The sequence below is a fragment of the Mycobacterium sp. NBC_00419 genome (assembly GCF_036023875.1).
In the GTDB taxonomy this organism is placed as follows: Bacteria; Actinomycetota; Actinomycetes; order Mycobacteriales; family Mycobacteriaceae; genus Mycobacterium.
In genome coordinates this window covers 5,313,150-5,340,002 of record NZ_CP107931.1, presented here as the reverse complement: position 1 = coordinate 5,340,002, position 26,853 = coordinate 5,313,150, and the positions used below count along the sequence as shown (strand labels likewise).

Sequence of the window (26,853 nt, the reverse complement as noted above, 5' to 3'; positions counted from 1 at the left end):
GATGTGGTCAACAGAAGGGGTCAGGTCGGGGCATCCGGTCATCGGGGTGTGCCCAGCGGGTCCGGGGTCGGCGCGACGTCGTGGCCCGGATCGGTGTAGAAGGGCGCGCGCCCGACCTTGGCCGAAATGACCGAAAGCACCAGCCCCGCAAGGGCGAGACCGACGCCGAAGGCAAGTTCGATCCCGTTGAGCGAGCCCGACGCGATCGAGTACACGACGACGAACGCCATGAACGCCGCGCCCAGGCCGGGCATCAGACCGCCGATAGCGAAATCCTTGGCAGAGGAGGTGATTTGGCGCCGATAGCACCAGATCGCGGTGACCGCTGTCAGCAGGTAGAAGATCGCCGCCATCAATCCGAGTGTGCTGACGATGTTCGACAGCGCCTCGCCTACCGCACCGATGAGTATCGAGCCCCAGAGGAACGCGATGTTCAGCAGACCGAACAGGATCGTCGCATTCAACGGGGTGCCGTATTTGGGGCTCACGTTGGCCAGCCATGTCGGAACGACCCGATCACGCCCCATGGCGAAGCCGATCCTCGACGCACTGACGATTGCCGCCAGCAGCGACGCGAGTGTGCCGCCGAGCACCGCCACGATCATCACGTTGGCCCAGAACCCGCCGCCGATCCGCTCGCCCACGAACGCGAGAATGTTGGCCGCGTGGTCCTGCATGTCCTGCATCGGCGCAATGCCCTGGAATGCCAACACCGACACCGAGTAGATGACGAACAGCAGAATGACACTGGTCACCGCTGCGCGTCCGGCAGTGCGGCCGGTGGACTCCTCGCCGACGTAGGCCGCGGTGTCCCAACCGGAGTAGAGGAAGATCGCCAGCAGCACGCCGGAGATCAGCGACTTGAAGCCGCCAGCACCCTCGATCGTGAACCACGACCAGCTGGGCTTGACCACGTCATTGTGACCATGGGCGATGAAGACCACGGCCAGCACCGCAAAGCCGATCAGCAGCGCGTACTCGAAGATGGCCCAGGCCAGTTGGAATCGGGCTGACAACGCCACACCGAACGCGGCCACAGCGGTGACGATCAGGTCGAAGACCGTGCCGACCGCGGCCACGGCGACCGTGTTGTCCGCGGCAGTGTCAGAGAAGAACGAGAGCAGATAGCTCCCGAGCGGGATGGTCAGGCTGGTCGTTCCAACTGTGTAGTACAGCAACATGATCCAGCCGGCGAAGAATCCGGCGTGCGGGTTGAGCACCCGGCCCACCCACGTGTAGGTCGCGCCCGCGCTGGGCTGCCATGCGTGCAGACGCTGGTATCCGAGCGCGATGCCCAGCATCGGGACGAAACAGATGAGAATCGGCACGAAGCCGGCGTAGGCGACGGTGGCCAAGATGGCGGCCAGCGAGACGGCCACGCTCTGGATGGGCCCCGAACTCGCCAACGCCATCACCACAACATCGACAGCGCGCAGCGCACCCGAGCGCAACCCGGGACTGGCCGTGTTATCAGCTGAAGCGGTCATCGGGATTCACCGCCCGTCGGCACCGGCGAGCCGATGAGCGTCACCAGGGCGCGGCGCAGGATCTCCGTGGTGGCAACCAGATCGGGAATCGACACCCACTCCTCGGCCGCGTGATAGTTGCCCCCTTCGGGCCCGAAGAGCACGGTGGGAATACCCGCGCTCTGGAACAGTGCCGCGTCGGTCCAGGCATTCAATCCGGTGACCGGGGATCGCACCCCGTTGACCGCCTCCGTGGCATCGGCGAGTGCGTCCAGCAGGGCGCCGTTACCTTCCCCGGTGAACGGGTCACGGTCCAGCCGGACCTTGACCTCGCCGCGGAATTTCGGGTCGGTCTTGGCGACCTCGGCGAAGATCTCCTCGATCTCGGCGACCCGGTTGGCCAGCGTCTCCCCCGGCTGGGTGCCGATCTCGATGCCGACGACGGCCTGGTTGGGGTAGGTGGCGTAGTCGGTACCGCCCTTGATGGTTCCGGTGTGGAAGACGGTGCGGCCGTTCTTCGGGTCGGGATTGGGCTTCCACACCGTCTCGTCCAGCCGACGCAGTCTGGTGAGAACCTCGGCCATGTGGACGATGGCGTCCACCCCCTTGTCGGGCGCCGACCCGTGCGCGGGAACCCCGTGCACGATGATGTCGATCCATCCGAAGCCCTGGTGCTCCCCGAAGATCGTGTGGGAACCTTCCGGCTCGAGGTTGATCGCGTAGTCGATCTCGTCCGCGTGATGGGCCACCAGGTGCTCGGTACCGATGCTGACGCCCTCTTCATCGATCACCAGCGCAACGAGCACGTTTCCGGCCAGTTCCGTTCCCGAGCGCACCAATTCACGCACGGCGAGCATGGCGGCGGCACATCCGCCCTTGTCGTCGGCGGCCCCCAGCCCGATCATCAGATCGCCGTCGATCACGGGGTGCAGGGCGCGGTCAGCCCAGTTCTCGTAACCGACGGTGTCGATGTGCGCCGACAGGCAGATGGTCGGTCCGGGCTTGCTACCCCGCAGCCACGCCAGCACGTTGGGCCGGCCGGGCTCGACGTCCTCGAGCGTCGCATCCAATCCGAGGTCGCTCAGCCAGTCGCGCATAAAGCGGGCCACCTCTCCTTCACCCGCCCCGCCGGGGATCAACCAGGGGGTGACAGAGTCGATCTTTACCATCGCCTCCAGCAACTCGATGGCTTCCTCACGCGTGACGGTCATGTAGTGCTCTCCTTCGGGGTTGGCGATACTTCCGTATCGGAAAAATGGCAGGCGACAACATGTTCCGGGGAGACAGCGCGCAGAATCGGCTGCTCGGTCCGGCATCGTTCGGGTTCCCCGAGCTGCCGGCGCAGCGGGCAGCGCGGGGCGAACCGGCAACCGGTGTCGGTGTTGGTCACGTTGGGCGGTTCGCCGGTCAGAAGCGCTCGCGCACTGCGACGACCGCCGCCGGCCTTGGGCATCACGTCGACCAATGCTTGGGTGTAGGGATGCCGGGGCGTACCGATCACCTCGGCGGCAGCTCCCTGCTCCACCACCTGACCCAGGTACAGCACGGCGACGCGGTCGGCGAACACACCGGCCAGTGCCAGGTCGTGAGTGATGAACAGGATCGCGATCCCCAACTTCTCGCGCATGTCGAGTAGCAGCCGGATGACGCCGGCCCGCAACGACACATCGAGCATCGATACCGGCTCGTCGGCGACGAGCAACCGTGGCTCGACGGCGAGGGCAGCCGCGATGGCGACGCGTTGGCGCTGACCACCCGAGAGTTGAAAGATCCGCCGATCAGCGATTGCCCCGGGCGGGGTCAGTCCACACTTCTCCAGGGCGGTAAGCACCGCGGTGCCGCGAGCCGCCGCGTCGAGGTCCGGGCGGTGGATGGCAAGACCTTCGCTGACCACCTCGAAGGCCGTCGCGTTGGGCGCCAGGCTCTCGAACGGATCCTGGAAGATCATTTGGAAGTTGTGACGCAGACGGCGCAGTGCCCGACCCTGGGTATGCGTGATGTCGGTCCCGGCGACCGAAATCGTGCCCGACGTAGCGTCCACGAGCCGCATCAGGGTGCGCGCGATAGTCGTCTTCCCGCAACCTGATTCACCTACCAGAGCGACGATCTCCCCTTCGTGGACGGTCAGGTCCACACCGTCGACTGCGCGCGCCGTCAGCGTTGTGCGTCCATGCCGCACCGGAAAATGCACCCGCAGATCCCGAAGCTCCGCGGTCACCGGTCGGGACAGCATCTCGGTCATAGAACCGCCCCCAGCGCCGGTTGGAGCAGATGGCATGCGGCCACATGTCCGGAGTCGGACACCGGCCGGAGCGCGGGATCTTCGACCGCACAACGCGGCAGACTTTCCGTGCACCTGTCGACAAATCGGCAGGCCGCCGGTGGATTGGCGAGATCGGGAGGGCTGCCGGGGATTCCGCTGATGGAAGCCTGGCCGGCATCCAGCCGTGGATAGCAGTCGAGCAGCCGTCGGGTGTAGGGGTGCGCGGGTCGGGCCCCGGCGGTCAGGATCTCCTCGGATTGTCCGTATTCGACGATGCGGCCGGCGTACATCACCGCGACCCGGTCACACAGCTCGGCCAGGACGGTCAGGTCGTGGGAGATGATCAACATGGCCAGTCCCAGTTCGTCGGCCAGCCGCCGGATGAGTTCGAGAATCTGAGCCTGCGTCATGACGTCGAGCGCGGTAGTCGGTTCGTCTGCGATCACCAGATCGGGACTGCACGCCAGTGCCATCGCGATCATCGCGCGCTGCTTCATTCCGCCGGAAAGCTGGTGCGGGTAGTCGGCGGCCCGATTGGACGCGATGCCAACCTGAGTGAGCAGTTCGGCCACCCGGTCGTTGACGACACGCCGCTTGGTGCCGGGCTCGTGCGCGCGGATCGCCTCACCGATTTGGTCACCGATCGTCATGACCGGGTTGAATCCGTTCATCGCCCCCTGGAACACCAACGCGAGCCGCCGCCAGCGCAGGCCCCGTAGTTCCGCGTCGTTCACCGACCGCAGATCGGTACCGGCAAAACTGAGCTCATCGGCGGTCACAGCGGCGCCGTGGGGCAGCAGCCGTGCCACCGCCAGCGCGAGTGTGCTTTTTCCACAACCAGATTCACCGGCCAAGCCGACCACCTCGCCGGCGCCGACATCGAGGTCGACGCCGTCGACCGCCCGAACCGCCGAATCCCCCGCGGAATAGCTGACACTCAGGTTGCGAACAGACAGAAGCGTCATTCAGCCACCACCAGCCGGGGATTGAGAATGCGCTCCAGACTCTGCCCGATCAGCGAGAAGGCAAGGACCACCAGCACAATGCCGATACCCGGCGGAAGGAAATACCACCAGTTGCCGTTGCCGACCGCACCCGCGGCGAACGCGTTGTGCAAGATCTGCCCCCATGATGTCCGGATGGGGTCACCCAACCCGAGGAACGACAGCGTCGCCTCGGCGAGAATGGACCCGGCGATCACCAGAACAGCGTTGGCGATCACCAGTGCGAGAACGCCGGGCAGGATGAGTCGCCACAGAATGCCTACCGACGAGAGCCCCACGGTCCTGGCCCGTGCCACCACCTCTCGTTCACGCAACGCCAATGCCTGGGAGCGCACGATGCGTGCGGTGCTGGGCCAGCTGGTGATCGCGATGACCACCACGATCATCGGCAGACTCTGACCGATGATCGCTCCGAGCGCGATCATCAACGGGAGGTTGGGCAGTACCAGGAAGAAGTCGGTGACTCGCATCAGCATGGCGTCGACGAATCCGGTGAACCAGCCGGCCAGAACGCCCACGAGCGTCCCGATCAGGATCGTGATGATTGTTGCGATGAGACCGATCTCCAGGGACACCGACGTTCCGGCCACCACCTGGCGAAACACGTCGCGGCCGAGTTCGTCGGTGCCCAGCCAGTGAAGTGCACTGGGCGGCTGCAGGATTCCGGCTCGCGAACCGGCGACATCGGTGCGGTCATACGGCGCGAGCAGCGGTCCGGCGATCGCCACCAGCATCACGACAGCGACGCTCAGCAAGCCGGTCAGGCCCATCGGGTCGGCAACCAGTTTCCGAACGACGCCGCGCCATCCCCCAGTGATGTGGGCGGCGGCCGGCTCGGGCTCCAGATTGGGGATCGGTCCGGTCATGTCAGCCTCACCCGAGGATCGAGAGCGCGGTAGACCATGTCACTGGCGAAGTTGGCCACCACGACGACCACGGCGAAGATCAGGAAACAGGCCTCCATCACGGGATAGTCGCGCCTGATCACCGACAGGTAGATGAGCTGACCCATGCCGGGCCAGGAGAACACCGTCTCGACCTGGATGGTGCCTCCCACCGTCGCGCTCGCGTACAGCGTCGTCGCGGTGACCACCGGCAGGAGCGCATTGCGCACGCCGTGCCGCCACAACACCCGGCGCGGCGTGAGCCCCTTGGCCCGCGCGGTCACCATGTAGTCCTCCGACAAGGTCGCCAGCAGTGAGCTGCGGGTGATCAGGACGAACTGTGCGATGTCGACGAGCACCATCGCCACAGTCGGCAACACGAGATGTCTTGCAAGGTCGGCGATCCGGGTTAACACCGTGGGATACAGCGCATCCGCGGTGTACATCCCGGCGATCGGGAACCAGCCCAGCGTCACCGCGAAGACGAAGATCAGCAGCATGCCCACCCAGAACGTCGGCAGGCTCCAGAACACCAGCGACCCGATGACCAGCCCGCCGTCGGTGCGCGACCCGCGCCGCGAGGCGGCGTACACGCCGATCAGCACCCCCAGGATGATCACCAGCAACGTCGAGATCGTCACCAGAATCAACGTGTTCCCAAGGGCTTTCACCACGATCGGGCCGACGGACGCCTGATAGGTGTAGGAGAACCCGAGATCGCCCTTGAGCAGGTTCTGCAGGTAGGTGACGAACTGCGACGCCATCGACTGATCCAGGCCGTAGTAGCTGCGCAGTCGTGCGATTGCCTCGGCATCCAGGTGCTGGCCGCGGGCAATGTGGGTCACCGGATCTCCCGGCATCAGATGGAAGAGAACGAAATTCGTCGCAACCACCGCGATGAGCGTGAACACCAGGTAAGAGAATTTTTGAGTGAGGTACCGAAGCATCGACTTGTCAGGCCGGAGTGACGTCGAGGTAGTTCACTCGTGGGAAGTTCAGGATCATGCCGCCGTTGATCGGCTGCCAACCCGTCCAGGTGTTGGTACGCGTGCCGGTCAGCTTCTTCTGATACCACATCACGATGTAGGGGCAGGCCGCGTAGTGGATCGCCTGCATCTCCTGGACGAGCTTGACTCGGGCGGCGCGATCGACGGTGGTCTTCTGCTGGGCGTAGAGCTCGTCGTAGCGCGGGTCGGTCCAGAACGTGTCGTTGTTGCCGCCGATCTGATCGGTGGTCGGGATGCCCAGCAGATAGGACGGGTCGTAGAACTCCGAGTCCCAGCCCCAGACCATGATGTCCCAGTCGGGCGTGTCGGCGTTGTAGACCGTGGCGCTCATGCTGTCGGCGTCGGTGCTGGACAACTTCAGGTTGATCCCGACGGCTTTGGCTGCCGTGACGAACAGGTCGGCAGCCTTCATATCGACCGTGGTGTCGGCGATCGCGAGAATGCGAAATTCCAGTGGCGCACCATCTTTGGCCTCTCGGATGCCGTCTCCGTTGCGGTCGGTGTAGCCGGCCCCGTCAAGGAGCTCCTTGGCTTTGGCCGGGTTGTTGTCGAGTACGGCGTCGGGCGCCGGGACGTAGTGGAAGTCACCGAAGGTGGGAGGCAGCAGATCGGCTCCGGGTTCCCCGTAACCGGCCAGGGCGAGTTCGACGAGCTGCTGACGGTTGACGGCACAGGACAGCGCCTGCCGTATCACCTGGTCTTTGAGGAGGGGGTTGCCCTTCGAGCCGGGAGCGGTCGAACAGTTGAAGCCGATCATGTGGAACGAGAACGATTCCATCGCGGTCGTCTTGACATCGGCGGCATTCTGCAGACCTGTGAAGATCGTGGGCGGCACTTCGGAGACGATGTCGATGTCGCCGGTGCGCAACGCCTGGGTGACAACGTCATCGGAGCCGAACTTCGTCCAGGTGACTTTCTGGGCTGCGGGCTTGGGCCCCCACCACGAGTCGTTCCTGGTGACCGTGGCAACGCTGCCCTTCTCCCACGACACGAAGTTGAACGGTCCGGTGCCGACCGGCTTGTCGTTGCTGTATTTGGGCAGGTCGTCCTTGGCGACGCCTTCCCACAGGTGTTTGGGCACCATCGGCATGATGACGCCAGGTTCCAGCGTCTGCGGCTGCGAGTACGTCAACCGCACCTGGCCATCGCCGGCCTTGGCCACGTCGGTCAGGTCCTTGAAGTACGCGCCGTAGGTGCCGTAGCTGTTGTCCCGCACCAGCAGAAAGGTGAAGACGACGTCGTCGGCACTGAAATCCTTGCCGTCCTGCCATTTCACGCCAGAGCGCAGCGTGTAGGTGAAGGTCTTGCCGTCGGGGCTACGGTCCACGGCGGTGGCCAGCGACGGCGCGATGTTGAGCTGGGCGTCGTAGTCCATCAATTTGTCGTAGACGAGCTGGAAGACGTCGTAAGACTGGGTGGAGGCTGCCGTGAACGGGTTCAGCGAGTCGATGTCGGTGGTCGAGCCGACGCGCAGCACGGTACTGGTCGCGGTCTTCGGGGCGCACGACGCGAGCGCTGCCGCTCCGCCGAGGGCGGCGGCGACAACCGCCGAAGTCCGGAAGAAGCTGCGACGATCCATTTCGGCCATGTGTGAAACCCTTCCCGACACCAGTTTGTATACACAGTAGTATGAGTGGCGGTGATTGCCGCGCTATTGCCGGTTTGTTTCCGATACTTTTCGCTTTACGGCTAGCGAGAAGCAGATCCCAGCGACGTTAAGGCCTACGGCCGATGAACTGCATAGTTAGCATTCACATGACTCCCCCGCTAGTGGGCAGGTGACCCCGGACGGTTGCGAAAGGCGATGACGATGGCCACCAAGCCGAATCGCTCGGCAGGCTCGGCGGCTCCAGCCGACCGCAAGCTGCGCTATCAGCACGTCTACGACCTGGTGTTGCGCATCATGGCCGAACGTGGACTCAAGCCCGGTGACCGCCTGCCGTCGGTTGCCGACCTGGCCGAGATCGCCTCGGTGAGCAATATCAGCGTGCGCCGGGCGCTCGACGAACTCGAGCGGGCAGGCAAGATCACCCGTCGGCAGGGGCTGGGCACATTCGTGGCCCAACCACGCATCGCCAGTGACCCGACCCGGCCCGGCGAGTTGCTCCATACCCTGCTCGACGGGGAGGGCGACCCGCCGAAGGTCATCACCTCGTTGATCTCCATCGGTGTCGGATTGCCCAGCACGGCCATCGCCACCGCCCTGGGTGTCGACGCCGGCCAACCGGTCTGGGAGATCTGGCGCAAACGCAGCCTCGGCAGCGCCGACGCCATCCTCGAGCGCGCCGTGCTGCCGCTGAGCCGGGTACCGGCGATCGACCACGAGGAACTGTCCGCAGGCGGATCGCTATATCGGTTCATCAAGGAGCGCTACCAGCTCACCGACGAATACACCGAGCAGGCAATCGAAGTCGACACTCCCAGCGGGTGGGAGGCGGGCCATCTCGGTGTCGGCACCGCCGATCCGATCGTGCGGGTCCGCGGTGTCAGCTTCGATGCCGACGGGACGGCGTTCGACTGCTTCGAGCAGTGTTACCGCGCCACGAAGTTCACGTTCTATACCGCCGGTCAGACCCGGCACCGCATCCTGGGCCCGTCGGAACTGTCCAATTGGTCGGTGGCTCCCCTGTCTTCACCACAGTGTTGATCGACCCCGCTGCTGGGTATGCCACCAGCCATGAGCAACGAACTATCTGAGAAGAAGATCGCGTTCCTGGTGGCTCCCGAGGGCACCGAGCAGGTCGAACTCACCGCACCGTGGGAGGCCGTCGAGCAGGCCGGTGGCGCAGCAGAATTGATCTCCACCGAGGTCGGCAAGATCCAGGCGTTCAACCACCTCACGCCGGCGGACACCTTCGACGCGGACAAAGCCGCCGAGAGTGTGTCGGCCAGCGACTATGACGCCCTCGTCCTGCCCGGCGGGGTCGCCAATCCGGACTACCTGCGCACCAACGCGCACGCGGTGGGCTTCGTCAAGAGTTTCTTCGACGCCGGAAAACCGGTCGCCGTGATCTGCCACGGCCCGTGGACGCTGGTGGAAGCCGATGTCGTCGAGGGCCGCCAGATCACGTCGTGGCCCAGCCTGCAGACCGATCTGCGCAACGCCGGTGCGCAGTGGGTCGACGAGCAGGTCGTGGTGTGCACCGAGGGCCCCAACACGCTGGTGTCCAGCCGTAAGCCCGATGACCTGCCGGCATTCTGCGCGAAACTGGTGGAAGCCTTCGTCTAACCGGGGACCAGGCTGAGCAACAGGTCCGGCCCGATCCGGTCGACGCCGTCGTAGCGCCATCGCAGCGCCCGCGCGATGCTGGGCACGCCCACGTCGTCGACGGCGGTGACCGGCCCGCCCAGCAGAATCGGCGCGACATAGGCCAGGATCCGGTCGATGACGCCGGCCCGCAGGAAGGCGCCCGCCAACGTCGGACCGCCCTCGAGGAGCACGTCGGTGCGGTCGGTGAGCGCGCGGATCACCTCGTTCGGGTCATGGGTGCGGATCACCATGGTGCGCGAATCATCGTTGAGGACATTGGATTCCGTGGATATCTCGCGCTTGCCCACCACCACCCGCAGCGGCTGGCGTTCGGCGAGGCCGCCGCCGGGCAACCGGGCGGTCAACGTCGGGTTGTCGACGAGCACCGTGCCGGTGCCGACCACGATGGCGTCGGCCGCCGCCCGCCGCCGGTGCACATCGGCACGGGCGGCGTCACTGGTGATCCACTGCGAGGACCCGTCGGCGGCGGCGCTGCGGCCGTCGACGCTGGTGGCGTACTTCCAGGTGACATGCGGCCGCCCGGTGCGCTGCTTGTGCAGCCACTCACGCAGTGGGCCGATCCTCACCTCGTCGGCACACACCCCGCCGGTCACCGTCACACCGGCTGCGCGCAACCGCTGGGCTCCGCCGGATGCCACCGGATTGGGATCGGCGACCGCGTAGACCACCGCAGCCACTCCGGACGCGATCAACGCGTCGACGCAGGGCGGCGTGCGGCCGTGGTGGTTGCAGGGCTCGAGCGTCACCACAGCAGTGCCACCGCGAGCCAGTTGCCCCGCCGCCCGCAATGCGATCACCTCCGCGTGCGGTCCGCCGGTGGGCTCCGTACCGCCGACCGCAACGACATTGCCGTCGGGACTCAGGATGACCGCTCCCACAGGAGGGTTGGGATACGTGGTGCCTTTGACCCGCTGTGCCCGCTCGATGGCCAGCCGCATCGCCGCCTCGATCACCGCTGGTGTCGCGGCGGTCATACGGTCAGGTGCGGTGAGGCGGCACCGGCCCTGCGGCGCAGGGCTTCGACCGCCGCGGCCGGGTCCTGTGCCCCGTAGACAGCTGAGCCCGCCACGAAGCAGTCCACCCCGGCCTCGGCGGCCATCTCGATGGTGTCGGCGTTGATGCCGCCGTCGATCTCCACCAGGATCGTCAGCTCCCCCGCGTCGACGAGCCGACGTGCCGTCGCCACCTTGGCGAGCACCTCGGGCATGAAACTCTGCCCGCCGAAGCCCGGTTCGACCGACATCACCAGCAGGGTGTCGAAGTCGCGCAGGATCTCCAGATAGGGCTCCAGCGGGGTACCGGGTTTCACCGACAGGCCGGCCTTGGCGCCTGCGGCACGGATGTCGCGGGCCACCGACACCGGGTTGTCGGTCGCCTCGGCGTGGAAGGTCACGTTGTAGGCGCCGGCCTCGGCGTAGCCGGGCGCCCAGCGCTCCGGGTTCTCGATCATCAGGTGGCAGTCCATCGGAATGTCGGTGGCCGCCAGGAGGCTCTCCACCACCGGCAGCCCGAGGGTGAGGTTCGGCACGAAATGCGCGTCCATGACGTCCACGTGCAGCCAGTCCGCACCCTCGACGGCCGCGGCCTCCTCGGCGAGGCGGGCGAAATCAGCGGACAGGATCGACGGTGCGATCAGTGGTCGGGACGGTGTCGCCATGGCAGTCAGCCTAAAGGTGGTTCAGAGGCGTTTTTGCAGGGCTGCGGCGAACATGGCGTCGGTGCCGTGCCGGTGCGGCCACAACTGCACGTACGGCCCGGGCCCCAGACCGTCCATCGGGGCGAACAGCGGCCGGGTGTCCAAGGCGGTGACCGGCTGGCGGCGCAGCGCATCGGACACCACCCCGACGGTCTCGGCCAGGTGCGGTGAGCAGGTGGCGTAGAGCACCACCCCGCCGGGCCTGGTCAGCGCGATCGCGGCGGCCAGCAGTTCGCGCTGCAGTTTGGCCAACGCCGGTACATCGGCGGGGGTGCGCCGCCAGCGGGCCTCCGGGCGCCTGCGCAGTGCGCCCAGCCCGGTGCACGGCGCGTCGACCAGGACGCGGTCGAAGCTGTCCGGCCGCAGCCCGGACTCACGGGCGTCGACCCGCAGCACCTCGACCGCCAGGCCGCGGGTGTTCTGCTCGACGAGATCGGCCCTGCGCGGCGCGGGTTCGATCGCCGTCACCGTGGCGCCCTGTTGGGCGGCGATCGCGGCGATCAGGGCGGTCTTGCCGCCCGGCCCCGAGCACAGGTCCAACCACAGGCCGCCGTCCTCGCCGAGCAGCGGCGCCAGGGTCAGCGCGCGGGCCACCAGCTGGCTGCCCTCGTCCTGAACCAGGGCCTTCGAGTCCCGGATCGCCGCCAACCGGCCGGGGTCACCGCCGGTCAGGTAGACCGCATACGGCGAATAGCGGCCGACTGTCGCGTCGGCTTCCTGCGCGAGTTCCTCGGCGGTCAGCACGCCGGGCCGGGCGGCCAGGTGAACGGCGGGCCGGGCGTCGTCGGCGGCCAGCGCAGCCTCGAGTTCGGCCGCGTCGGCCCCCAGTGCGTCGGTGAACGCCTGGGCGATCCAGCGCGGGTGGGCGTGCACGAACGCCAGATGCCCGACGGGATCGCTGTCCCGCGTCGGCGCGAGCTCGGCCACCCAGGCTGCTTCGTCGCGAGCGGTGATGGCGCGCAACACGCCGTTGACGAAACCGGCTCGCACACTGTCGAATTCGATCCCGGCCTGTTCGACCGTGGTCGAGACCGCGGCGTGCGGGGCCACGTTGGTGCGCAGGAGTTGATAGCTGCCCAGACGCAGCAGGTCCAACAGCACCGGGTCGATCTGATCAATCGGGCGACCGGCCGCCGCGGCGATCACCGCATCGAGCAGGCCCCGCATGCGGGACGTACCGTAGGCGAGTTCGGTGGCGAAGGCAGCGTCACGGCCGCTCATGCCGCGTTCGGCCAGCATGGCGGGCAGAGCCAGGTTGGCATAGGCGTCCCGCTCGGAGACCGCGCGCAGGACGTCGAAGGCGACCTGCCGGGCGGGATCGAGCGGGGCGCGCTGCGGGCGGCGGGGTGGCCGCTGCGCTCCGCCATCGCGCCGCGGCGGACCGCCGGTCTTCCCGTCGCGCCCACGCCCCTGAAAAGGTCTGCCGCTCTGCCCTTTTCCACGGTCGCGGTCGTTGCCGCCACGCGGCGATCGTTCGGTCACGAGGCACGCACCGTTTCGTCTAGTCGGGCTCCGCGGGCCCAGTCGGCGGCGTTCATCGGCTTCTTGCCGGGCGGCTGCACCTGCCCGAGTGCCACCGGGTGCGAGCCGGTTCCCACCATGACCGTCGAGCGCTCGGCCCGAATCTGGCCGGGCGCCAACGACTCTGCGGTCTCCTCGACCGTCACCGGACCCACCTTGACGCGGATGTCACCGACCATCGTCCAGGCGCCGGGCCCCGGCGTCACGGCACGGATCTGGCGCTCGAGGACGTGGGCGGGCAGCTCCCAACGGATGCGCGCCTGCTCCACGGTGATCTTCGGCGCCAGGCTGATCCCCTCGGCCGGCTGTGGCACCGGGGCCAGCGCGCCGTCCTCGATGCCGTCCAGCGTCGTCTCCAGCAGGCCCGCACCCGAGATCGCCAACCTGTCCAGGAGCTCACCGGCGGTGTCAGACGGCCGGATGGTCTCGGTCACCACGCCGTAGACCGGACCGGAATCCAGACTCGGCTCGATGAGGAAAGTCGTTGCGCCCGTCACGGTGTCGCCCGCGGCGATGGCCGCCTGCACGGGTGCGGCGCCGCGCCACGCGGGCAGCAACGAGAAGTGCAGATTGACCCAGCCGCGCGCCGGCACCGCCAGCAGGGCCTCGCCGAGCAATGCCCCGTAGGCCACCACGGCACAGCAGTCCGGCGCCAGGTCGGCCAGTTCGGCGACGAACTCCGGGACATTAGGCCGTGGCGGGCGCAGTACCGGAATCCCGGCGTCGAGGGCCAGTTGCGCCACCGGCGAGGGTGCGGGCTTGCCCCGCCGGCCCGCGGCGGCGTCCGGGCGGGTCAGCACGGCGACCACCTCGTGTCGCGGCGAGTCGATGAACCGCTGCAACGACGGCAGTGCCGGTTCGGGGGTACCGGCGAAAACGATTCGCATGAGGCTACTTCGGGCTTTCGCCGATGAGGTGCCGACTCTTCGCGCAGGCGCTCATCGCGGCACCTCCGCCGATGAGGTGCCGACTCTTCGCGCAGGCGCTCATCGCGGCACCTGGTAGAACTCGCGCTGCTTCACCCCGGCCATGCCGGCCACGAACATCCACGGGATCGTGGTGGTGAGCCGGTTCACTCCGGCGACCGCGTCGTTGTAGTACTGCCGGGCGAAGGCCAGTTTGTCCTCGGTGTCGGCCAAGTTCTGCTGCAGGTTCAAGAAGTTGTTCGACGAGTTGAGCTGCGGGTAATTCTGGCCCAGTGCCAGCACCTGCCCGACGGCGGTGTCGAACTCTTTCTCCGCCGAACCGCGCTGCGCCACCGACTTACCGCTCGTCGCCGCCGACAGGGCGGCCTGCGCATCGGCGACGTGATCGAGGATCGCCTTCTCGTGGCCTGCGAAGGTCTGCACCGTGCTGACCAGGCTGGGGATCAGCGAGGCGCGGCGGGTCAGCTGCACGTCGATGCCGCCGAGCGCCTCGTCGACGCGGACGTCGGCGGCGCGAACCTTGTTGTAGCCCACCACGAATCCACCGAGTACCAGTACTGCGATCAGCAGAACCAGTGCGAGCACGAAGGTCACCATGAACCGCCTCCTCCTCCACCGCCGCCACCACCGCCACCGCCGCTGAACCCGCCACCGCCGCCGCTGCTGCTCGACGACGACGATGACTGTGAGGCGGTGTAGGCACTGATCGACGACGACAATGCCGACTCGAAGCTGTCGAAACTAGCACCACCGCCGGTCGAGGAATGCCACGTGCTGCCCGACGAGGAGTGGTACCACTGCGGATCCGGCGGCACCTGGCTGGTGGCGGCCTGGTACTTGCGCGCCCACAGCGCGGCCACGCCACCGGCCACGGCGAACGGGATGTAGGCGGTGTAGAGGTCCTTGCGGGCAGCGAAGTCGAACCGCGACTCCGCGCTGTCGGTGGCCAGCATGCGGTGGAAGCCGCCGATCTCCGACCACAGTTGACGTCCGGACGCGGTACGCCGGCTGCCCACACCACTTCGCCACGCCGAGGCGGTCAGCACGAAGAACACCGCGAACGGCAAGCCCCACAGCGTGATCGGGAAGAACCAGCCGACAAAACCGCAGACCGCCAGGGCAAGCGCGACGAAATTGGCCAGTCGCAGCCAGAGCTCTGCGCTGCGCTTGACCATCAGCCCTTCGCCGAACGCCCACTTCTTGACCGACGTCCCCATATCCGCCTTGGCGCTGGTGAGCTTCTTGCCCGCCGACACCGTGCCGTTGGCGTCGAACTCGCGCCCCGGTCCCATGACGCCCAGCGCGGAGGCGATGTCGACGCTGACCGGGTCGACGTCGGCCCAGGCCGCTTCGTCCGCGGTCCCGCGCACCGTCCACTTGCTCGCACCGACCTGGTTCAGCGACACCAGCTTGCGCTCGCCGAGGTAGAACAGCGTCGCGGTCAAACCACTCTCGGGCACCTTCTCGGTGCGGATGTACTCACACTGCACCGGACCGAGGCCCTTGGGCGGGGCGAACTGCAGCGGGAATCCCGGCGACGGTTCGACGGTGGTCCGCCACCACAGGAACCCGCCGAGTCCGGCGGTCAGGGTCAGGCCCAGCAGCCACAGCGTGGTCGGCAGCGAGCGCCCCAGCACCCGATCCCATTGGTACGACCACGGCAGTTCGGTGCGCGACGGAGTCGGCACGTCGACGGCGGCGCGCACCGTCACCGGTGTACGCGGCGCCAGCGCCGTGGCCGAGACCCGGATCGTGTCGCCGGCGACGGTCAATCCGTCGCAGGCGCGTCCGACACCGGTACCCACCGAGCACTGGGCGCCGGGCACGCCGCCGGGCAGCGTGACGGAGATATCGGCACGGTCGATCTGGTTATTCCACGCGGGGGCGATGACGTTCCAGAAGAAGGCCGACGGCGCGGACTGGCTTCCGAGCGACGACGCGAACGTCCTGTTGACCCCCGTCGTGCCCGGATCGAGCACACCGTCGATGGAGTAGCGGATCCGGAATACGTGGGTGCCGTAGTCGAGCAGGCGGTGCGGGTCGCCGATCTTGGCGACCCGGAACCGTTCGCCGCTCTCCCACAACATCTGGTACGGGATCGGCTGGTCATCCATCAGGATCTCGGTGACCTGCGGCACCTGGCGGACATGCGGATCGTTCTGATTGGCGACGTCCCAGTAGCGGAAGATGCCGTGCCGGTCGCCCGGGAACTTGCCGGTGATGATCTCGGTCGCGTCCATCCGGCCGTCGCGGTCGACGACGAAGTCGGCGCGATAGTTGGTGAACACGACAGGGTCGTACACCGCGCCGCCGCTCGGCGTGAAGCTGAAGACCACCGGCCACAACAGCCCAATCAGGATGAGCAGCAACGAGATCGACCACGCGATGGCACGGCCGAACCCCTTCATGACACCTCCGTTGTGCGTTACGCCCCGGATTACCCTATGTGCAACGGGTCGATCTGTACCCGAACCGCCTCGTGATCGTGGCGGGCACTGTGGATCGCGGTGGCGTCGCGCAGGGACGCCGCCAGCGCCAGACCCTCCTCGCGGCGCACACGCACCAGCATCCGGATCACCGGTTCCCCGGCGGGCGTGGCGGGCGGGCGGCGCACCCCCGGCGGCAGATCGACGGGCCCGAGCAGGTCGGCATCCTCCGGCAGTTCGGCGTGCTCGAGCAACGCGTTGACCGCCTCGGTGCCGCCGTCGACCACGGCCATGTGCACGCTCGGCGGCAGACCGACCTCGGCTCGGGCCTCCAGTTCGGCTTCGGCATGCCCGACCGGATCCCACTTGACCAGGGCCTGAACGGTCGGGATGGTCGACTCCGCGACGACGGCGACCACACCCCCGTCGGCGCGGGACTGCACCAGGGTGGCGGCCGCCATCCAGCGTCGCAGGGTGTCCTCGGCGGCGCGCAGGTCCTGGCGGCCTAGCATCGCCCAGCTGTCCAGCAGCAGGGCTGCGCCGTAGCCGTCGGGGGCGTGCGGTTCCGCACCGGGGGTGGCGACGACGAGCGCAGGCCCGGGCCCGATCTCGCTGTGCACGGTGTCGCCCGCCGACGTCACCACCGTCGTGCCCGGAAACGCCCGGCCGATCTCCTCGGCGGTGCGCCGCGCGCCGACCACCACCGCGCGGATCGCATCCGAGCCGCACCGCCGGCAGCGCAGCGCCGGGTCGATGCGGCCACACCAGCGGCAGACAGCACCCGACCCTGCACCGGACAGCGACAGCGGGCCGGTGCAGTGCCGGCAACGGGCGATCGTCCGACAGCGCGCGCAGGCGACCGAGGGGATGTAGCCACGTCGGGGCACCTGGATGAGGACCGGGGCGTCGCGCTCCAGGGCTGCCCTGGCGGCACGCAACGCCACCGACGGCAGCCGTGCGGTGCGGGCGGCGGCGTCGCGTTCCTCGGCGTAGCCGCCGTCCTCGAGTGCCACCACCCGGGGCGAACATGCCCGTACCACCGGCCGGGCCGCCACCAGATCGTGGGCCCAGCCGCTGCGCACCAGGGCGTGCGCCTCGGCGGTGCGGGCGTAGCCGCCGATCACCGCGGCGCAGCGCAGTTGGTGGGCGCGCAACATGGCGACCTCACGGGCGTGCGGGTAAGGGGCTCGCGGCTCGGCCAGGGTGTCGTCGCCGTCGTCCCACACGATGACCAGGCCGAGCCGTTCCACGGGGGCGAACACCGCGCTGCGGGTTCCGATCACCAGCCGGGCGTGGCCGCGCAACACCGACAGCCACCGCCGGTAGCGCGCCGAGGGGCCGAGCCCGGCCGACAGCGCCACCACCGCGGTCTCGTCGATCCGGGCGGTCGCCGCCCGCCACACCGCGTCGATGTCGCGCTGGTCGGGCACGATGGCCAGCACGCCGTACCCGCCGCTGACCGCCGCCGCGGCGGCTTCGGCGATCCGATCGCACCACTGCTCCCCCGGCAGCGCCTGCCAGACCGCCCGCGCCGCCCGGCCCTCGCGCAGCGCCGTCAAGAACTGCTCGCCGCGGCCGTAGCGCGCCCATCCCGCGGGGTCGACCGGGTCGATCACCGGCAGCAGCGGTGTGTCGGCGTCGCTCTTCTCGGCCCGGGCGTGCCGGGGCGGGATCGCCAGCCGAAGGACGTCCGGACGGGTGCCGGCGTAGCGGGCGGCGACCGCGTCGACGAGCCGGCGTACCTCCGGCGTGAGCACCGGCTCGGCCGAGATCACCCGATCCAGCCAGCCCAGTTGCCCCACATGGTCGGTGTCGGAGCGCCGTTCGAGAACGAAGGCGTCGACCAGCCGGCCGTGGAATCGCACCCGCACCCGCACCCCGGGCTGGGCGTCGTCGGATTGTTCGGTCGAGACCAGGTAGTCGAACTCGCGGTCCAGATGCGGCACGGACAGCATCGGCAGCACGCGCGCGATGGGTTCGTGTTCAGCGGCCTGCCGGGTGTTCGGCACCGTCGAAGACTACCGATGCGCGCCGACAACGCACCTCAGTCGCGCGGCACTCGGCCGAAGAAGAAGCCCGCCGTGATCAACACCTGAGAGGTCGCGTACACCCACCAGATCGGCACCTCCAGCGCGCTGGATGCCAGGACGAACTTGCCGATGCCGATCATTCCGTCGGAGACGGCGAAGCACACCGCACCCGCGGCCGTCCACAGCGTGGGCAGTTGCGCCACCAGCGCCGCGCACACCATCGCGCCGAGCACGCCGATGTAGACCGTCACCGGGATCGTCAGCCCCTCGGTGGTCAGCGTGGGCCAGAACCAGATCAACAGGCTCACGCACAGGGCCACCATCACCGCGGCGGCGGCCAGTCGGGGCCGGCTGCGGCCACGCAGCGGCAGCAGGGCACCCAGATAGCAGAGATGGGCCACCAGGAACGAGCCGAGGCCGAGGACGAACGACGGCTTCCACCCCGGCATGGCCAGGAAGAAGTCACCACCCGCCGAGAACAGCAGCGCGGCGATCAGCCAACGCCGCTCCCGCACGATCGGATGCCATAGTGCGGCCACCGCGAGCAGCACGGCCATCAGGGCCTTCACGGCGGGCTGGCCGGGGAACCGACCGGTCAGTTCCGCACCGTCGGGAAGCCACAACGCGGTGACCGCGAGGAAGACGCCGTAGCCGATGGCCGCGACGACTGCGGCCAGCCACCACGCCGTCAGGGTGCGTAAGTACGGTGGGCTGATGCCCAGCTTGGACAGACCGCCGGTGGACGCCATCCTGCAGAAGGTACTGGACGCGGTGCCGTTCCAGTTGTCGGTCGACGGTGGAATCGACGAGGCCCGCCGGCGCCTGCGGGAGCTGCCGCGGCGCCCGGTACACCCGGATCTGCGCGTCGAGGAGCACCAGATCGACGGCCCGGGCGGCCCGATCCCGGTCCGCGTCTACTGGCCAGACGACGGGCCGACGCCCCCGGGATCCATTCCCGGGTCGCTTCGCTCCTGCCCTCCGGTGACCATGTACTTCCACGGCGGCGGGTTCGCCGTCGGTGACCTCGACACCCACGACGGGACGGCGCGCGAGCATGCGGTGGCCGCCCAGACCCTGGTGGTGTCGGTGGACTACCGGCTCGCCCCCGAGCATCCCTACCCCGCGGCCGTCGAGGACGCGTGGGCGGCGACCCGCTGGGTGGCCGACAACGCAGGCCGGTTCGGCGCCGACGCATCGCGGCTCGCGGTGGCTGGCGATTCAGCCGGCGGCACACTCTCGGCGGTCGTCGCCCAGCTCGCTCGTGACGGCGGCGGGCCGGCGCTGGCGTTCCAGCTGCTCTGGTATCCCTCGACGATGTGGGACACCTCGCTGCCGTCGTTCGCCGAGAACGCCGACGCCCCGGTGCTCGACAATGCCGCGATCACCGCGTTCACCCGCTGGTACGCCGGTCACGTCGACCTCAGCGACCCGCCCGCAACGCTGGCTCCCGGGCGCGCCGAGGACCTCTCGGGGCTGGCTCCGGCCTATGTCGCGGTCGCCGGCCACGATCCGCTTCGCGACGACGGAGCCCGCTACGCCGAGCTGCTGGCGGCCGCCGGTGTAACGGTTGAACTGCATCATGCCGACACACTGGTGCATGGCTATCTTGGCTACGCTGGAGTGGTCCCGGCAGCGACCGAGGCGACACAGCGTGGCCTGAGCGCTTTGCGGGCAGCTCTACACGGCTGACCAGCGAATCTTGTCGCGGCAGTCCGCGGCAGGCCAGAATGGCAATACACGCCACAACACGGAGGACTCATCCCCATGAAATTTGCTGAAGGAGCCGCGACCCGGCGCGCGGTCGGCATCTGTCTCAGCTCGCTTGTCGGGGGTATGGCCCTTGCGGTGATCGCCGCACCGTCGGCGTTCGCCGCTCCCGATTGCAGCAAGGCGAGCGTCGACAACACCGTCGCCAACGTGCAGGGCCAGGCCCAGAGCTACATGAACACCCATCCCGACGGCCAGAAGGTCCTGATGAGCGCTGCCCTGCAGCCGCGCCCGCAGGCCGAGCAGACGCTGCGCAACTACGCCTCCGCCAACCCGCAGGAGTACGCCGACTTCAAGGCGATCCTGGCCCCGCTCGGAACGTTGCAGGACCAGTGCGGCGTGCAGGTCGTTCCGCCGCAGTTCCAGTGGGCATTCGACGCGTTCGTCGGCTAGCCCGCCGAACTTCACCCGCAGACGTTCAAGCCCCGCGACCCCAAAGGGTTCGCGGGGCTTGAACGTTGTGGAGGCTAGACCGAGTTCTTCAGATCCTCGACCTTGTCCAGGCGCTCCCACGGCAGATCGACGTCGGTGCGGCCGAAGTGGCCGTACGCAGCGGTCTGGGCGTAGATCGGGCGCTTGAGGTCCAGATCGCGGATGATCGCGCCGGGCCGCAGATCGAAGACGGCCGTGATGGCCTTCTCGATGCGGGCCGGGTCGACAGTCTCGGAGCCGAAGGTCTCCACGAACAGACCGACGGGGGCAGCCTTACCGATGGCGTAGGCCACCTGGACCTCGACACGCTCGGCCAGGCCGGCCGCGACGACGTTCTTGGCCACCCAGCGCATCGCGTAGGCCGCGGAGCGGTCCACCTTGGACGGATCCTTGCCGGAGAACGCGCCACCGCCGTGACGGGCCCACCCGCCGTAGGTGTCGACGATGATCTTGCGGCCGGTCAGGCCGGCGTCGCCCATCGGGCCGCCGAGCACGAACTTGCCGGTCGGGTTCACCAGCAGCCGGAAATCCGAGGTATCCAGGCTCTCGTGAGCGAGCTCGTCGAGCACGGTGCGGACCACCTGCGCCCGGATATCGGGGGCGAGCTGGCCGTCGAGGTCGACGCCGTCGGCGTGCTGAGTGGACAGCACGACGGTATCCAGCCGCAGCGGGGTGGTCCCCTCGTACTGGATGGTGACCTGCGTCTTGCCGTCGGGCCGCAGGTAGGGCAGCACACCCTGCTTGCGCACCTCGGTCAGCCGCCGGGCCAGCCGGTGGGCCAGCGCGATCGGCAGCGGCATCAACTCCGGGGTGTCGCGGATGGCGTAGCCGAACATCAGGCCCTGATCGCCGGCGCCCTGGGCGTCCAGCGGATCGCGCTCGCCCTCGACGCGCGCCTCATAGGCGGTGTCCACACCCTGGGCGATATCGGGCGACTGGGCGCCGATGGCGACGTTGACGCCGCACGAGGCACCGTCGAAGCCCTTGGTCGACGAGTCGTAGCCGATGTCCAGGATGCGGTCGCGCACGATCTTGGGGATGTCCGCGTACGCCGACGTGGTCACCTCACCGACGACGTGGACCTGACCGGTGGTGACCAGGGTCTCCACCGCAACGCGCGAGCTCGGGTCCTGCGCCAGGAGCGCATCGAGCACCGAGTCGCTGATCGCGTCACAGATCTTGTCGGGGTGTCCTTCGGTCACCGACTCACTGGTGAACAGCCGACCCTTATCGCTCACGGTCACATCCCTTCCAATACTTAGGTGGGCAAATCATATCGTTGGCCCCTGAAGACCCAACCGGGACGTCGCGTCCCGCGCAAGGTTTCTGCGCAATTCGAGCGTGATCCCCCGACCGCCTACGCTTCACTGACACTCAGGAACGAGACGATCGCGTCCACGATACGACTCGCCATGAGCGTCTTCGAACCGTGCTCCAGTGCGACCTCGGTGCCGTCGGCTCCCAGCAGCCAGCCGTCGTTACTGTCCACCTCGAACGCCCGGCCGTCCCCGACCGCGTTCACGACGAGCAGATCGCAGGCCTTGCGGGTCAGTTTGGCCCGGGCATGGAAGAGGACGTCACCGTTCGCGTCGCCGGTTTCGGCGGCGAACCCGACGATGGCCCGCATGTTCGGCAGTTCCCCGTCGGCGCGCAGCCGAACCGATCCGGCCAACACGTCCTCGGTGCGGACCAACTCGATCGTCGGGCCCTCCTGGACGCCGACCTGCTTCTTGATCTTGTTGGCGGCCACCGTGAGCGGCCGGAAGTCGGCCACCGCCGCGGCCATCACGAGGACGTTGGCATCCGGTGCGTGTTTGGTCACCGCCTCGTGCAACTGGGCGGCCGACGTGATGTGCAGGACGTGGACGCCGGCCGGGTCGGCCAGGCCGGTGGTGTTACCCGCGATGAGGGTGACGTCGGCGCCGCGCTGAGCGGCCACCCTGGCCACCGCGTAGCCCTGCTTGCCGGAACTGCGATTGCCGATGAAACGGACCGGGTCGATCGCCTCGCGGGTACCGCCCGCGGTGACCAGGACCTTGACGCCGGCCAGGTCGTGCGGCAGCGCGTCATGACGTGCCAGCAGCAGCTCGGCGAAGGTGGTGATCTCTTCGGGCTCGGGCAGCCGCCCCGCACCGCTGTCGGAGCCGGTGAGCCGCCCGGATGCCGGTTCCAGGACCACCGCACCGCGCTCGCGCAATGTCGCCACGTTCTGGCGGGTAGCGGGGTGCTGCCACATCTCGGTGTGCATGGCCGGGGCGAACAACACCGGGCAGCGTGCGGTGAGCAGCGTCGCGGTCAGCAGGTCGTCGGCGCGACCCGCGACGGCGCGGGCGAGCAGGTCCGCGGTGGCGGGAGCGACCACGACAAGATCAGCCTCTTGGCCGAGCCGGACGTGGGGAACTTCGTCGACGTCCTCGAAGACGCCCGTACGGACCGGGTGGCCCGACAGGGCCTCGAACGTCGCGGCACCAACGAATCGCAGCGCCGACTCGGTGGGGACGACGCGTACGTCGTGGCCGGCTTCACTGAGCTGTCGAACGACCGAGCACGCCTTGTAGGCGGCGATGCCACCGGCGACGCCGACGATGATCCGCTTCGGGTTCATCTAGAAGCCCGGCCCGGTGCGACTACTCGCCTTCGGTGTGTTCGAGCAGGTCGGCGTGGATCTCGCGGAGCGCGATCGACAGCGGCTTCTCCTGCAGGCCCGGCTCGACCAGCGGCCCGACGTACTCGAGGATGCCGTCGCCGAGCTGGTTGTAGTAATCGTTGATCTGGCGAGCCCGCTTGGCCGCGTAGATCACCAGCGCGTACTTGCTCGACACACGGTCCAGCAGCTCGTCAATGGGCGGATTGGTGATGCCCAGCGGCGTGTCATAGGCCGTGGCGGCACCCGGGGCCGGGTCGTAGTGATCCGTGCTGGCTTGTGTCACGTAAAGCTTCTTCCTGGGGTGTAGATCGGGTCCAGATCGAGTGTCAAAGCTGGGTCTGGTGGGCTGTTGTTCGGTCCGTAGCGGCCTCGCGCGCCCTTACGGCGCGTTGCCCACCAGCAAGGATACCAATTCGGCGCACGCCGACTCCAATTGGCTGTTCACCACGACCACGTCGAACGTGCCCTGAGCGGCCAGTTCAGCACGGGCGGTCTCCAACCGGCGTGCTCTGACTTCAGGAGTCTCGGTGCCACGCCCGACGAGCCGCTGCTCGAGAGCTTCCCAGCTCGGCGGGGCTAAAAACACCGTCACCGCGTCGGGCATCGCCTGCTTGACGGCGGCTGCACCAGCGAGATCGACCTCGATCAGTACCGGGTGGCCGGCCTCAGCAGCGCGGCTAACCGGCGCCGCCAACGTGCCGGAGCGGTGTAGTCCGCCATGGATGTCGGCCCACTCCAGCAGCTCACCGCGATCGATCAGCTGCTGGAACTCCCCGGGGGTGACGAAGTGGTAGTCGACGCCGTCCACCTCACCGGGGCGCGGAGCCCTGGTCGTGGCCGACACGCTGAAATGCAGGTCGGGCACCTGCTCGCGCAGGCGGCGGACGACGGTCGACTTACCTACCGCAGAAGGCCCGGACAGCACCACAACTCGGCCGCGGCCGCTGTCCGGCCCTCTGCCGGTGTCCACTCTTAGTCGGCAGTGAAGTCGAACTTTTCCAGCAGCGCCTTGCGCTGCCGATCGCCGAGTCCGCGCAGACGACGCGTCGGGGCGATCTCGAGTTCGGTCATGATTTCCTGCGCCTTGACCTTGCCCACCTTGGGCAGGGCTTCCAGCAGAGCGGAAACCTTCATCTTGCCGAGGACCTCATCGCTCTCAGCGTCCTTCAGCACCTGCTTGAGGTTGGTGCCGCCACGCTTGAGCCGATCCTTGAGCTCAGCTCGTGCTCGACGCGCGGCTGCAGCCTTTTCCAACGCCGCTGCGCGCTGCTCGTCGGTCAACTGGGGAAGGGCCACGGGGTTCCTCCGTCTCATCACCATCATTTGTTATGCCTGGGCCGGGTTCTTCAGCCAGCGACGACGACCGTACCCACGCTGTCTGACGAAATCTAACCCCACCCCCTACTTCGGGATGCAAACCCGCAGGATATGACCCAACAAGGTCGGGCTCGAACCTGCCCAGGGCAAAGGTTCAGACGTGTTCCCGAACACCTCCAGGACCGAACGCGGCGCCGGAAAAACCGGCTTCAACTGGGCTTTTACTGGCCAGTAGGAATGCGGTTGCACACGCAGCGCAACGCCGATCCCGGTTGGTGGCCAATTTTCAGCCTTTGCGCACGCAGACGGCGTGTCGGGCGTGTCGCCGAACGCTTGTCGCTTCGCCGGCGGGTGTGTCGGCCGACACTCTTTGAAGACGGGGGTATCGGAGGTGGATCGGCCGCCGACGGTCTAGAGTGCTCCTCAAGGTGCTGTAGGAAAACTAGATGTTGGGAGACATCGTGGTTTCTGAGGCGCCCCAGGCTGCCCTTTTGCCGGCAAAACGACCCTTCCCCCACGGGGGTGGTCCCAAAGGGAATCTGATCTACAAGGTCATCACGACCACCGATCACAAGCTGATCGGGATCATGTACGTGATCACGTGTTTCGTCTTCTTCGCGGTCGCCGGTGTGATGGCGTTGTTCATCCGGGCCGAGTTGGCGCTGCCGGGACTGCAGTTCCTGTCCAACGAGCAGTACAACCAGCTGTTCACCATGCACGGCACGGCGATGCTGCTGTTCTACGCCACCCCGATCGTGTTCGGGTTCGCCAACCTGGTGCTGCCGCTGCAGATCGGCGCCCCTGACGTCGCCTTCCCACGACTGAACGCATTGTCGTTCTGGCTGTTCCTGTTCGGTGCGATGATCGCGCTGGCTGGTTTCATCACCCCGGGCGGCGCAGCGGACTTCGGCTGGACGGTCTACGTGCCGCTGTCCGACGCGGTGCACAGCCCGGGTGCAGGTGCGGATCTGTGGATCCTGGGTGTCGCGGTGGGCGGCCTGGGCACCATCCTGGGTGCGGTCAACATGATCACCACGATCGTCTGCATGCGCTGCCCCGGCATGACCATGTTCCGGATGCCGATCTTCACCTGGAACATCTTCGTCACCTCGATCCTGGTGCTGCTGATCTTCCCGCTGCTGACCGCGGCGGCCTTCGGCCTGGCCGCCGACCGGCGTCTCGGCGCGCACATCTACGACCCGGCCAACGGCGGTGTCACGCTGTTCCAGCACCTGTTCTGGTACTTCGGCCACCCCGAGGTCTACGTGCTGGCACTGCCGTTCTTCGGGATCGTCTCGGAGATCTTCCCGGTGTTCTCCCGCAAGCCGATCTTCGGCTACACCACCCTGATCTACGCAACCATCAGCATCGCGGCCCTGTCGGTGGCGGTGTGGGCGCACCACATGTATGTCACGGGAGCCGTTCTGCTGCCGTTCTTCTCGTTCATGACGTTCCTGATCGCCGTCCCGACGGGCATCAAGTTCTTCAACTGGATCGGCACGATGTGGAGAGGCCGACTGACCTTCGAGACACCGATGCTGTTTTCGGTGGGCTTCCTGGTGATCTTCCTGCTCGGTGGACTCTCGGGTGTGCTGCTGGCCAGCCCGCCGCTGGACTTCCACGTCAGCGACACCTATTTCGTGGTGGCCCACTTCCATTACGTGCTGTTCGGCGTGATCGTGTTCGCCACCTACGCCGGCATCTACTTCTGGTTCCCGAAGATGACCGGTCGCCTGCTCGACGAGCGACTGGGCAAGCTGCACTTCTGGCTCACCGTCATCGGATTCAACCTCACGTTCCTGGTGCAGCACTGGCTGGGCAACATGGGTATGCCGCGCCGCTACGCCGACTACCTGCCCAGTGACGGGTTCACGACACTGAACATCGTGTCGACCGTCGGCGCGTTCATCCTCGGCATCTCGATGCTGCCGTTCCTGTGGAACGTCTTCAAGAGTTGGCGTTACGGCGAGGTCGTCACCGTCGACGATCCGTGGGGCCATGGCAATTCGCTGGAGTGGGCGACGTCCTGCCCGCCGCCGCGGCACAACTTCACCGAGCTGCCGACCATCCGCTCGGAGCGCCCGGCATTCGAATTGCACTACCCGCACATGGTGGAGCGGATGCGGCGTGAGGCCCACGTCGGACGCGAACACCACCACGACGCCGAGAAGGTCGTCGAGAAGGCCTAGCCCGGTG

25 protein-coding genes are annotated in these 26,853 nt (G+C 67.6%); 5 read left to right on the top strand and 20 right to left on the bottom strand.

Annotation, left to right across the window (positions count from 1 at the left end; genetic code table 11):
• Positions 1-38: 38 nt before the first annotated feature.
• The 7 genes from OG976_RS25540 to OG976_RS25510 are packed head-to-tail and all read right to left on the bottom strand — an operon-like array spanning position 39 to position 8,212.
• On the bottom strand, positions 39-1,487 hold the full coding sequence (locus OG976_RS25540; RefSeq protein ID WP_328355440.1) for an APC family permease: 1,449 nt from the start codon (positions 1,485-1,487) through the stop codon (positions 39-41).
• Positions 1,484-2,677: a M20 family metallopeptidase gene (locus tag OG976_RS25535; protein ID WP_328355438.1), complete on the bottom strand. Its 1,194-nt coding sequence runs from the start codon at positions 2,675-2,677 to the stop codon at positions 1,484-1,486. Before OG976_RS25535 ends, OG976_RS25540 begins: the two co-directional genes overlap by 4 nt.
• A complete protein-coding gene (locus tag OG976_RS25530; protein ID WP_328355435.1) occupies positions 2,674-3,708 on the bottom strand; it encodes an ABC transporter ATP-binding protein in 1,035 nt (344 codons plus the stop codon). Before OG976_RS25530 ends, OG976_RS25535 begins: the two co-directional genes overlap by 4 nt.
• Positions 3,705-4,694: an ABC transporter ATP-binding protein gene (locus tag OG976_RS25525; protein ID WP_328355432.1), complete on the bottom strand. Its 990-nt coding sequence runs from the start codon at positions 4,692-4,694 to the stop codon at positions 3,705-3,707. The genes OG976_RS25530 and OG976_RS25525 overlap by 4 nt, the downstream gene beginning before the upstream one ends.
• Positions 4,691-5,599 carry an ABC transporter permease gene (locus tag OG976_RS25520; protein ID WP_328355429.1) on the bottom strand — a complete coding sequence of 303 codons (909 nt, stop codon included), beginning with the start codon at positions 5,597-5,599 and terminating at the stop codon, positions 4,691-4,693. The genes OG976_RS25525 and OG976_RS25520 overlap by 4 nt, the downstream gene beginning before the upstream one ends.
• On the bottom strand, positions 5,596-6,564 hold the full coding sequence (locus OG976_RS25515) for an ABC transporter permease (protein ID WP_328355426.1): 969 nt from the start codon (positions 6,562-6,564) through the stop codon (positions 5,596-5,598). Before OG976_RS25515 ends, OG976_RS25520 begins: the two co-directional genes overlap by 4 nt.
• Before the next feature lie 7 nt (positions 6,565-6,571).
• On the bottom strand, positions 6,572-8,212 hold the full coding sequence (locus OG976_RS25510) for an ABC transporter substrate-binding protein (RefSeq protein WP_328355423.1): 1,641 nt from the start codon (positions 8,210-8,212) through the stop codon (positions 6,572-6,574).
• A 222-nt stretch (positions 8,213-8,434) separates the two neighbouring features.
• Here OG976_RS25510 and OG976_RS25505 point away from each other — a divergent pair, with 222 nt between their 5' ends.
• A complete protein-coding gene (locus OG976_RS25505) occupies positions 8,435-9,271 on the top strand; it encodes a GntR family transcriptional regulator (protein WP_328355420.1) in 837 nt (278 codons plus the stop codon).
• Between the two features lie 30 nt (positions 9,272-9,301).
• Positions 9,302-9,853 (top strand): type 1 glutamine amidotransferase domain-containing protein, encoded by a 552-nt coding sequence (locus OG976_RS25500; protein ID WP_328355417.1) that lies wholly within the window; start codon positions 9,302-9,304, stop codon positions 9,851-9,853.
• On the opposite strand, the gene ribD is transcribed toward OG976_RS25500, so the two are convergent.
• The 8 genes from ribD to OG976_RS25460 form a co-directional block, all read right to left on the bottom strand.
• Positions 9,850-10,869 (bottom strand): bifunctional diaminohydroxyphosphoribosylaminopyrimidine deaminase/5-amino-6-(5-phosphoribosylamino)uracil reductase RibD, encoded by a 1,020-nt coding sequence (ribD, locus tag OG976_RS25495; RefSeq protein WP_328355414.1) that lies wholly within the window; start codon positions 10,867-10,869, stop codon positions 9,850-9,852. The two genes, OG976_RS25500 and ribD, sit on opposite strands and share 4 nt — an antisense overlap.
• The gene (gene rpe, locus OG976_RS25490; protein ID WP_442930392.1) at positions 10,866-11,552 is read right to left on the bottom strand and encodes a ribulose-phosphate 3-epimerase; all 687 of its coding nucleotides are present in this window, start codon (positions 11,550-11,552) and stop codon (positions 10,866-10,868) included. The genes ribD and rpe overlap by 4 nt, the downstream gene beginning before the upstream one ends.
• 21 nt (positions 11,553-11,573) lie before the next feature.
• Positions 11,574-13,073, bottom strand: a complete 1,500-nt coding sequence (locus tag OG976_RS25485) for an RsmB/NOP family class I SAM-dependent RNA methyltransferase (RefSeq protein WP_328355411.1) — start codon at positions 13,071-13,073, stop codon at positions 11,574-11,576.
• Positions 13,070-13,999, bottom strand: coding sequence for a methionyl-tRNA formyltransferase (fmt, locus tag OG976_RS25480; protein ID WP_328355408.1), 930 nt, complete (start codon positions 13,997-13,999; stop codon positions 13,070-13,072). Before fmt ends, OG976_RS25485 begins: the two co-directional genes overlap by 4 nt.
• A 99-nt stretch (positions 14,000-14,098) precedes the next feature.
• Entirely contained in the window at positions 14,099-14,635 is a 537-nt protein-coding gene (locus tag OG976_RS25475; RefSeq protein WP_328355405.1) for a LemA family protein, read from the bottom strand.
• Positions 14,629-16,446, bottom strand: a complete 1,818-nt coding sequence (locus tag OG976_RS25470; protein ID WP_328355402.1) for a DUF2207 domain-containing protein — start codon at positions 16,444-16,446, stop codon at positions 14,629-14,631. Before OG976_RS25470 ends, OG976_RS25475 begins: the two co-directional genes overlap by 7 nt.
• A gap of 29 nt (positions 16,447-16,475) precedes the next feature.
• Positions 16,476-18,419 carry a primosomal protein N' gene (locus OG976_RS25465; protein WP_328364017.1) on the bottom strand — a complete coding sequence of 648 codons (1,944 nt, stop codon included), beginning with the start codon at positions 18,417-18,419 and terminating at the stop codon, positions 16,476-16,478.
• 89 nt (positions 18,420-18,508) lie between these two features.
• Complete coding sequence (locus OG976_RS25460) at positions 18,509-19,243, bottom strand: lysoplasmalogenase (protein WP_328355399.1); 735 nt, start codon at positions 19,241-19,243, stop codon at positions 18,509-18,511.
• Here OG976_RS25460 and OG976_RS25455 point away from each other — a divergent pair.
• Together OG976_RS25455 and OG976_RS25450 are read left to right on the top strand one after the other, a co-directional pair.
• Positions 19,209-20,183, top strand: a complete 975-nt coding sequence (locus OG976_RS25455; RefSeq protein ID WP_328355396.1) for an alpha/beta hydrolase — start codon at positions 19,209-19,211, stop codon at positions 20,181-20,183. The genes OG976_RS25460 and OG976_RS25455 overlap by 35 nt on opposite strands.
• A 75-nt stretch (positions 20,184-20,258) precedes the next feature.
• The gene (locus tag OG976_RS25450) at positions 20,259-20,654 is read left to right on the top strand and encodes a hemophore-related protein (RefSeq protein ID WP_328355393.1); all 396 of its coding nucleotides are present in this window, start codon (positions 20,259-20,261) and stop codon (positions 20,652-20,654) included.
• A gap of 74 nt (positions 20,655-20,728) precedes the next feature.
• On the opposite strand, the gene metK is transcribed toward OG976_RS25450, so the two are convergent.
• The 5 genes from metK to mihF form a co-directional block, all read right to left on the bottom strand.
• Positions 20,729-21,931 (bottom strand): methionine adenosyltransferase, encoded by a 1,203-nt coding sequence (metK, locus tag OG976_RS25445; protein ID WP_328355390.1) that lies wholly within the window; start codon positions 21,929-21,931, stop codon positions 20,729-20,731.
• Positions 21,932-22,050: 119 nt separating this feature from the next.
• The gene (gene coaBC / locus OG976_RS25440; RefSeq protein WP_328355387.1) at positions 22,051-23,298 is read right to left on the bottom strand and encodes a bifunctional phosphopantothenoylcysteine decarboxylase/phosphopantothenate--cysteine ligase CoaBC; all 1,248 of its coding nucleotides are present in this window, start codon (positions 23,296-23,298) and stop codon (positions 22,051-22,053) included.
• A 22-nt stretch (positions 23,299-23,320) separates the two neighbouring features.
• On the bottom strand, positions 23,321-23,623 hold the full coding sequence (rpoZ, locus tag OG976_RS25435) for a DNA-directed RNA polymerase subunit omega (RefSeq protein WP_059019942.1): 303 nt from the start codon (positions 23,621-23,623) through the stop codon (positions 23,321-23,323).
• A 96-nt stretch (positions 23,624-23,719) separates the two neighbouring features.
• Positions 23,720-24,310 carry a guanylate kinase gene (gene gmk, locus OG976_RS25430; protein WP_328355381.1) on the bottom strand — a complete coding sequence of 197 codons (591 nt, stop codon included), beginning with the start codon at positions 24,308-24,310 and terminating at the stop codon, positions 23,720-23,722.
• Between the two features lie 2 nt (positions 24,311-24,312).
• Positions 24,313-24,636 carry an integration host factor, actinobacterial type gene (gene mihF, locus OG976_RS25425; protein WP_057165041.1) on the bottom strand — a complete coding sequence of 108 codons (324 nt, stop codon included), beginning with the start codon at positions 24,634-24,636 and terminating at the stop codon, positions 24,313-24,315.
• 482 nt (positions 24,637-25,118) lie between these two features.
• On the opposite strand from mihF, the gene ctaD reads away from it, so the two are divergent.
• A complete protein-coding gene (gene ctaD / locus OG976_RS25420; protein WP_328364014.1) occupies positions 25,119-26,846 on the top strand; it encodes an aa3-type cytochrome oxidase subunit I in 1,728 nt (575 codons plus the stop codon).
• Positions 26,847-26,853 lie beyond the last annotated feature (7 nt).